The organism is Actinoplanes sp. NPDC021490, from assembly GCF_055562135.1.
This window is the reverse complement of sequence record NZ_JBVHFW010000003.1, coordinates 662,832-670,170: the sequence shown is the minus strand read 5'-3', so window position 1 is coordinate 670,170 and position 7,339 is coordinate 662,832. Positions and strand designations below refer to the sequence as shown.

7 protein-coding genes are annotated in these 7,339 nt (G+C 68.2%); 5 read left to right on the top strand and 2 right to left on the bottom strand.

All coding sequences use genetic code 11. The features are described from left to right. Positions 1–104: 104 nt before the first annotated feature. Positions 105–1,970 carry a translational GTPase TypA gene (gene typA / locus ACZ3I4_RS11465; protein ID WP_465381786.1) on the bottom strand — a complete coding sequence of 622 codons (1,866 nt, stop codon included), beginning with the start codon at positions 1,968–1,970 and terminating at the stop codon, positions 105–107. A 145-nt stretch (positions 1,971–2,115) separates the two neighbouring features. Between typA and ACZ3I4_RS11460 the strand changes: the two genes are divergently transcribed. Further along, positions 2,116–2,925: a transglycosylase SLT domain-containing protein gene (locus ACZ3I4_RS11460; protein ID WP_465381785.1), complete on the top strand. Its 810-nt coding sequence runs from the start codon at positions 2,116–2,118 to the stop codon at positions 2,923–2,925. 150 nt (positions 2,926–3,075) lie between these two features. Next, a complete protein-coding gene (locus tag ACZ3I4_RS11455; protein ID WP_465381784.1) occupies positions 3,076–3,501 on the top strand; it encodes an uL11 family ribosomal protein in 426 nt (141 codons plus the stop codon). Positions 3,502–3,548: 47 nt separating this feature from the next. Here the strand turns inward: ACZ3I4_RS11455 and ACZ3I4_RS11450 are convergent, their stop codons facing one another. Continuing rightward, positions 3,549–4,154: an ATP-dependent Clp protease proteolytic subunit gene (locus ACZ3I4_RS11450; RefSeq protein ID WP_465381854.1), complete on the bottom strand. Its 606-nt coding sequence runs from the start codon at positions 4,152–4,154 to the stop codon at positions 3,549–3,551. A gap of 202 nt (positions 4,155–4,356) precedes the next feature. Here ACZ3I4_RS11450 and ACZ3I4_RS11445 point away from each other — a divergent pair, with 202 nt between their 5' ends. Genes ACZ3I4_RS11445 through ACZ3I4_RS11435 form a run of 3 tightly spaced genes read left to right on the top strand, consistent with a single transcriptional unit; the run spans position 4,357 to position 7,336 of the window. Next, positions 4,357–5,091 carry a GntR family transcriptional regulator gene (locus ACZ3I4_RS11445; RefSeq protein ID WP_465381783.1) on the top strand — a complete coding sequence of 245 codons (735 nt, stop codon included), beginning with the start codon at positions 4,357–4,359 and terminating at the stop codon, positions 5,089–5,091. A 26-nt stretch (positions 5,092–5,117) separates the two neighbouring features. Next, on the top strand, positions 5,118–6,617 hold the full coding sequence (locus tag ACZ3I4_RS11440) for an NCS1 family nucleobase:cation symporter-1 (RefSeq protein ID WP_465381782.1): 1,500 nt from the start codon (positions 5,118–5,120) through the stop codon (positions 6,615–6,617). Then, positions 6,614–7,336: an aspartate/glutamate racemase family protein gene (locus ACZ3I4_RS11435; protein WP_465381781.1), complete on the top strand. Its 723-nt coding sequence runs from the start codon at positions 6,614–6,616 to the stop codon at positions 7,334–7,336. Before ACZ3I4_RS11440 ends, ACZ3I4_RS11435 begins: the two co-directional genes overlap by 4 nt. The last annotated feature ends 3 nt before the right edge of the window (positions 7,337–7,339 follow it).

Here is a 7,339-nt window from a genome sequence, read left to right as displayed (position 1 = left end):
GGGCGCGGGCGCCCCCCCGGCCCTCGCGGGGGGGGGGGTGCGAGCCAACCTCGCGGGGGGCCCGCGCATCGTCTCCGCCCCCCCCGCCGCTCTGTGCGTGCCGGTTACTGCTGGTGCTTGCGGCGTGCGGCCTGGCGGCCGCGGGTCTGCTGGTCGAGGATGACCTTGCGGATGCGCACCGCGGCCGGGGTGACCTCGACGCACTCGTCCTCGCGGCAGAACTCCAGGGCCTGCTCCAGCGAGAGCTTGCGCGGCGGGATCAGGCGCTCGGTGTTGTCGGCGCTCGCGGCCCGCATGTTCGTGAGCTTCTTCTCCTTGGTGATGTTGACGTCCATGTCGTCCTCGCGCGAGTTCTCGCCGACGATCATGCCCTCGTACACCTCGGTGGACGGCTCGACGAAGAGCTGCCCGCGCTCCTGCAGGTTGATCATCGCGAAGCCGGTGACGGCGCCGGCCCGGTCGGCCACGAGGGAGCCGTTGCTGCGGGTGCGCAGCTCGCCGAACCACGGCTCGTAGTCCTCGAACAGGTGGTGCATGATGCCGGTGCCGCGCGTCTCGGTGAGGAACTCGGTGCGGAAGCCGATCAGGCCTCGCGCCGGAACCAGCCACTCCATGCGCAGCCAGCCGGTGCCGTGGTTGATCAGCTCTTCCATCCGGCCCTTACGGGTGGACAGCAGCGTGGTGATGGCGCCCATGTATTCGTCGGGGGCGTCGATCGTCAGGCGCTCGACCGGCTCGTGGATCTTGCCGTCGATGGTCTTGGTGACCACCTGGGGCTTGCCCACGGTCAGCTCGTAGTTCTCGCGGCGCATCTGCTCGACCAGGATGGCCAGCGCGAGCTCGCCCCGGCCCTGCACCTCCCACGCGTCCGGCCGCTCGGTCGGCAGGACCCGCAGCGAGACGTTACCGATCAGCTCGCGGTCGAGGCGGTCCTTGACCATGCGGGCCGTGACCTTGGCCCCCTTGACCTTGCCGACCAGCGGCGACGTGTTGGTGCCGAGGACCATCGAGATGGCCGGCTCGTCGACCGTGATGAGCGGCAGCGGCTTCGGGTTCTCGGCGTCGGCCAGCGTCTCACCGATCATGATGTCGGCGATGCCGGCGACGGCCATGATGTCGCCCGGGCCCGCGCTCTCGGCCGGCTTGCGCTCGAGACCCTCGGTGATCAGCAGCTCGGAGATGCGGACGTTGCTGATCGTGCCGTCGGTCTTGCACCAGGCGACGGTCTGACCCTTGCGGATCGTGCCCTCGTGCACCCGGCACAACGCCAGGCGGCCGAGGAAGTTCGACGCGTCGAGGTTGACGACGTGGGCCTGCAGCGGCGCGCCCTCGGTGTAGGTCGGCGCGGGGATGGTCTCGAGGATCGTGCTGAACAGGACCTCGAGGTCGGTGCTGTCCTCGGGAACCGTGCCGTCCTTGGGCTGGGTCAGCGAAGCGATGCCGTCGCGGGCGCAGGCGTAGACGATCGGGAACTCGATCTGGTGCTCGTCGGCGTCGAGGTCGAGGAACAGCTCGTAGGTCTCGTCGACGACCTCCTTGATGCGGGCGTCGGGCCGGTCGACCTTGTTGATGATGAGAATGATCGGAAGCTTGGCCGCCAGGGCCTTGCGCAGCACGAACCGCGTCTGCGGCAGCGGGCCCTCGGAAGCGTCGACGAGCAGGGCAACTCCGTCGACCATGGTGAGGCCGCGCTCGACCTCGCCGCCGAAGTCGGCGTGGCCAGGGGTGTCGATGATGTTGATGGTGACGGGGTCACCTTCGGCGGGCTGGTAGCTGATCGCCGTGTTCTTGGCGAGAATGGTGATGCCCTTTTCCCGCTCCAGGTCCATGGAGTCCATGGCGCGGTCGGCCATCTCGCCGCGCGCGTGGGACTGGCTGCCCTGGCGCAACATGGCGTCGACCAGGGTGGTTTTGCCATGGTCGACGTGAGCGATGATGGCGACGTTGCGTAGGTCGGTGCGGGTCTGCATACCTCTATTGTCCCCGGTCCAGGTTGCGGTTCCGGGTCGGGGTTGGATCGACCTTTCAGTCCTGGTTTAAGGGTGCGGCGGCGGAGCGTATCGAAGGGTTAGCGTGCGGCCGCGACTACCGCGAACGGGGAGGAAGGGCCGGTTGATGACACGAGGACTGAAACTGGGAGCGGCGACGACGGCCGTGCTGATGATCGTGGCCGGGTGCGGTCTGACCGGTGGTGGCGACGACGACGAGGCGGCCGGGCCGTCAACGGCCGCGACCACCGCGGTCGCGAGCGAGCCGGAGTTCGAGCCGATCACCGAGTCGCCGACGCCGGAGCCGACGACCGGCACGCCGAAGCCGGCGCCGTCGAAGACGAAGAAGACCACAAAGCCGGCCGCCGAGCCGACCCAGCCGGCGTTCTGGAGCGAGCTGCCGGCGTGCGCGCACTACGACAAGACCAAGCCGGTGGCTAAGAAGACGGTCAAGAAGGCGCTCAAGTCGGCCTCGGCCCGCGTCTACTGGCGTACCGAAGCGCCGACCTTGAAGTTGAACTATCCGCTGGTCAAGGCGATCGCCTGGCAGGAGAGCGGCTGGCAGACCAACATCCACAACTGTGACGGCGGCACGGGTGTCATGCAGGTGATGCCCGACACGGTGGCCTTCATCAACAACCGGTTCGGCCTCGAGTACGACGCCAAGAACTACAAGGACAACGCGTACGCGGGGGCCAACTACATCGCGTGGTTCACCCGGTGGGCCGGGCAGAACTACTTCAAGGAGAACTACAACCTCAGCGCCGGCAAGTGCAAGTCGCACACCTCGTGGTGCCTGCTCAACGTGGTGATCTCGGGTTACAACGCCGGTCAGGGCGCGATCGAGGCGGCCGCCGACAGCCGGACCCTGCCCAACCCGGAGTACGTGGCGGCGGTGCGTTCGCTGATGAGCCGGTGCGAGTGTGACCAGTTCTGACGGCCGGGATACACTGGTTGGCGTAACCCGGGACCCGCCGTTTTGACCGGTTCATCGGCACGGTAGTAAGGTCTCGGGGTTGTCGCGTGTTGATTGAAGCTGGCGAGCTGCGTTTTTCGGCTTGCAGCTCACCTTAAGGAGCTCTACGCAATGCCGCCCAAGAAGAAGACTCATGAGGTAACCCTCGCGCTTGAGGCGGGTAACGCCGCGATGGTCGACCTCGGCAAGATGCTTGGTCCCACCGGGGCCAACATGCGTGCCGTCAAGGTGGAGTACGACGAGGCGACGGCGAAGAACCGCGGCGAGATCATCCCGGTCATCGTCTCGGTCTTCGAGGACCGCAGCCACTCGCTGATCTACAAGACCCCGCCGACCAGCTTCCTGATCCGCAAGGCTCTGGGCATCCAGTCGGGCGCGTCCAACCCGCTGACCCAGACCGTGGGGACGCTGAGCGCGACGCAGGTCAAGGAGATCGCCGAGCGCAAGCTCCCCGACCTCAACGCGAACGACCTCGACGCCGCGATCCAGATCGTTTCCGGCACCGCCCGTTCCATGGGCGTGAAGGTCAACGTCTGATCAGGCTCTTAAAAAACGGGCCCCGGGTGATTCCGGGGCCCGTTTTTTCATGCCTTGCCGAGGATCTCGTCGATCAGCCCGTATTCCAGGGCCTCCTGCGCGGTCAGGCTGCGGCCGGCCGACATGTCGTCCTCGATGCGGCTGCGGGACTGACCGGTCACCTCGACCAGCCGCAGGGTGATCTCCTCAAGTTCGCGAAGGTGCTGCCCGGCGGCCCGGGCGACCTCGTCGGCGGTGCCGGTCACGCCGGCCGAGCGGGGCTCGTTGAGCTTGAAACGGGCGTGCCGGTACGCCGCCCGCCGCTCGGCCGCGGCCAGCAGGGCCACCACGGCGCCGCCGGCCTGCGAGGTGATCACGGCCTGAACCGGTGCGGCCATCGAGTCGATCACGTCGATGATCGAGAGAACGGCCCCGAGTTCGCCGCCCGGGCTGGCCACGTGCAGCTGGACCGGGGCCGCGCCGTGCGCGTCCAGGGTCATCAGGGCCGCGGCGACCCCCGAGGCGGCCTCCGAGGTGAGCTGGCCGCGGATCATCACGATCCGCTGGTCGAAGAGTTTCTCCTCGAGCCAGCCCGGCAGGCCCGGCCCACCGCCGCCCTGCGCCCAGGGTTCGGGCGACTGCGGCTGGCCCCATCGCATCGGATCGTGGCGCATCTCCACCGACATACCTCCCAGGCCGAGTGTCCTTCAGCCTAATCAGACCCACCGGCCACGACTTCCCCTTCCGCTGAGGGCAGAGAGATGCTTGCGTGAGGGGAGTGACGCGGGCCACAACCCAGGGGGCGGGATGACGAAGGTGCGCCGGAACGACCGAAGTGGCAAAGGCCCCGTAACGGCCCGGGTCTAGATTCCGGTCATGCCAGGTCCCCGTCGTCGATCGGTTCTGATCTCGCGGCTGGCCGGACGCCCCCTCGGCCGCCCGCAGAACGTCATCCTCGACGAGCTGCGCGGCATCATCCTGGACGGGCAGGTGCCGCCGGGCTCGGCCATCCCCGTCGATGCGGTGGCGGCCGCGTTCGGGGTGAGCCGGATCCCCGTACGGGAAGCTCTGATGACCTTGATCGGGGAAGGGCTGGTCGATCACCGGCCCAACGGCGGGTATCGCGTGGCCATGATGACCGCGCCCGAGTTCGCGGAGATCTATCTGGTGCGCGAGGCCCTCGAGACGGCCGGGCTGCGGGTGGCCGTCGAGCGGGCGTGCCCGGACGACGACGAGCAGGCCCGGTCGGCGCTGCATGCCCTCGACGAGGCGATCACCGCGTACGACGGAAGGGTCTATCACCGCGAGAGCCGGCGCTTCCACCTGGCGCTGATCAGGCCGTGCCGGATGCGCCGCCTGCTGCACATGCTCGACCTGGCGTGGAACCAGACCGAGCCGTTGCAGCCGATGTCGCATCTGGGCAGTTCCGAGCGGGAGCAGCTGCACGCCGACCACGCCGGCATGCTGGCCGCCTTCTGCGCCCGCGACACCGACACGCTGATCGCGGTGTTCGAGACCCACCATCATCGGCTGCAGACCGCGATCGGGGCGTTGCCGCAGGACACCGGCCTGTTCGAGCCGGAAGATATACAGTTCCGCTCATCTATGTGAAACAGCCGATACCTAGCGTCACGGCTATGGCCGACATCACCACGAGCAAGCCCAAGGACCTGGTCGAAGCCGCCGGCATGCCGGTCGGTAGCGGCGTCATCAAGCCCTCCTACGATCCGCGCCTGACGAACGAGGACCTCGCCCCGCTGCGCAAACAGCACTGGGGTTCGTACAACATCTTCGCGTTCTGGATGTCCGATGTGCACAGCGTCGGTGGCTATGTGACCGCGGGCAGCCTGTTCGCGCTGGGCCTGTCGAGCTGGCAGGTGCTGGTCTCGCTGGTCGTCGGCATCACGATCGTCTACTTCTTCTGCAACCTGGTCGCCAAGCCGAGCCAGATGACCGGCGTGCCCTATCCGGTGATCAACCGGGCCGCGTTCGGTGTGCTCGGCGCGAACGTGCCGGCGATCATCCGGGGGGCGATCGCCGTCGCCTGGTACGGCATTCAGACCTACCTGGCCTCGGCCGCGCTCGACGTCGTGGTCCTCAAGTTCTGGCCCAGCCTGCTCCCGTACGCCGATGTCAACCAGTACGGGTTCCTCGGCCTGCCGCTGCTCGGGTGGTGCACGTACGCGATCCTCTGGGTTCTGCAGGCGGCGGTGTTCTGGACCGGCATGGAGACGATCCGCAAGTTCATCGACTTCTGCGGGCCGGCCGTCTACGTCGTGATGATCCTGCTGTGCGGCTATCTGATCTGGAAGGCCGGCTGGAGCGAGATTGACCTCAACCTGGGCGACGTGAAATACCACGGCTGGGACGCGGTGCCGGTCATGCTGGGGGCCATCGCGCTGGTGGTGTCGTACTTCTCCGGCCCGATGCTCAACTTCGGCGACTTCTCCCGCTACGGCAAGTCGTTCGCCGCGGTCAAACGGGGCAACCTGCTCGGCCTGCCGCTGAACTTCCTGTTCTTCGCGATCCTGGTGGTGGTGACCGCGTCGCTGACCCTGCCGGTCTTCGGCGAGCTGATCACCGACCCGGTGCAGACCGTGTCGCGCATCGACAGCACGTTCGCCATCGCCCTGGGCGCGCTGACCTTCACCGTCGCGACGATCGGCATCAACATCGTCGCCAACTTCATCTCGCCGGCGTTCGACTTCTCCAACGTCAGCCCGCAACGCATCAGCTGGCGGGCCGGCGGCATGATCGCGGCGGTCGGGTCGGTGCTGCTCACGCCGTGGAACCTCTACAACAACCCGGACGTCATCCACTACACGCTGGAGACGCTGGGCGCCTTCATCGGCCCGCTGTTCGGGGTGCTGATCGCTGACTACTACCTGATCCGCAAGCAGCAGATCGACGTCGACGCCATGTTCACGATGTCGCCCGAGGGCCGCTATCACTACAAGAAGGGGTACAACCCGCCGGCGATCATCGCGACGGCGGCCGGCGCGGTGATCGCGATGATCCCGGTGCTGTGGACCGGCGGACCCGGCATGCACACCACCGCGCAGTACAGCTGGTTCATCGGGATGGGCCTGGGCTTCGTCACCTATCTGCTGCTGACCCCCAGGACCCGCGTCGCATGAGAATCCGGGTCGTCAACCCCAACACCACGGAGTCGATGACCGCGCTGATCGCGGCGAGCGCCCGGGCCGTGGCCGGTCCGGGCGTCGTCGTGGAGGCGGTCACCCCGGTCATGGGCCCGGCCTCGATCGAGAGCCACTACGACGAGGCCCTGGCCGTCCCGGGGGTGCTGGCCGCGGTCGCCGCCGAGGGGGCCGACGGCCACGTGCTGGCCTGTTTCGGCGACCCCGGTCTGGACGCGGCCCGCGAGCTGGCCACCGGGCCGGTGGTCGGCATCGCCGAGGCCGCGATGCACGCGGCCACCCTGGTCGGTCGCGGTTTCAGCGTGGTCACGACCCTTTCCCGTACGCGGGGACGGGCGCACGACCTGGCCGCGCGTTACGTGCCGGCCGGGGCCTGCCGCGGGGTGCACGCCTGCGACATCCCCGTGCTGAGCCTCGAGTCCGACCCGGCCGCGCGCGAGGAGGTCGTCGCGCTGGCCCGGCACGCCCTCGAGCGTGACCAGTCCGACGTGATCGTGCTGGGCTGCGCGGGGATGGCCGCCTTCGCCGCCGAGGCGAGCGCCGAGCTGGGGGTGCCGGTGATCGACGGTGTCGCCGCGGCCACGGTCATGGTGCAGTCGCTGGTCACCCTGGGGATCCGCACGTCGGCCCGCCAGGAGTACGCGCCGCCGCCGCCGAAGGCCTACACGGGCCTTCTACGGCAGTTCACCGTCGCGTGAGGG

Coding starts and splice junctions, on each gene's coding strand:
- typA (WP_465381786.1), bottom strand. CDS start 1,970: ATGCAGACCCGCACCGACCTACGCAACGTCGCCATCATCGCTCACGTC.
- ACZ3I4_RS11460 (WP_465381785.1), top strand. CDS start 2,116: ATGACACGAGGACTGAAACTGGGAGCGGCGACGACGGCCGTGCTGATG.
- ACZ3I4_RS11455 (WP_465381784.1), top strand. CDS start 3,076: ATGCCGCCCAAGAAGAAGACTCATGAGGTAACCCTCGCGCTTGAGGCG.
- ACZ3I4_RS11450 (WP_465381854.1), bottom strand. CDS start 4,154: ATGCGCCACGATCCGATGCGATGGGGCCAGCCGCAGTCGCCCGAACCC.
- ACZ3I4_RS11445 (WP_465381783.1), top strand. CDS start 4,357: ATGCCAGGTCCCCGTCGTCGATCGGTTCTGATCTCGCGGCTGGCCGGA.
- ACZ3I4_RS11440 (WP_465381782.1), top strand. CDS start 5,118: ATGGCCGACATCACCACGAGCAAGCCCAAGGACCTGGTCGAAGCCGCC.
- ACZ3I4_RS11435 (WP_465381781.1), top strand. CDS start 6,614: ATGAGAATCCGGGTCGTCAACCCCAACACCACGGAGTCGATGACCGCG.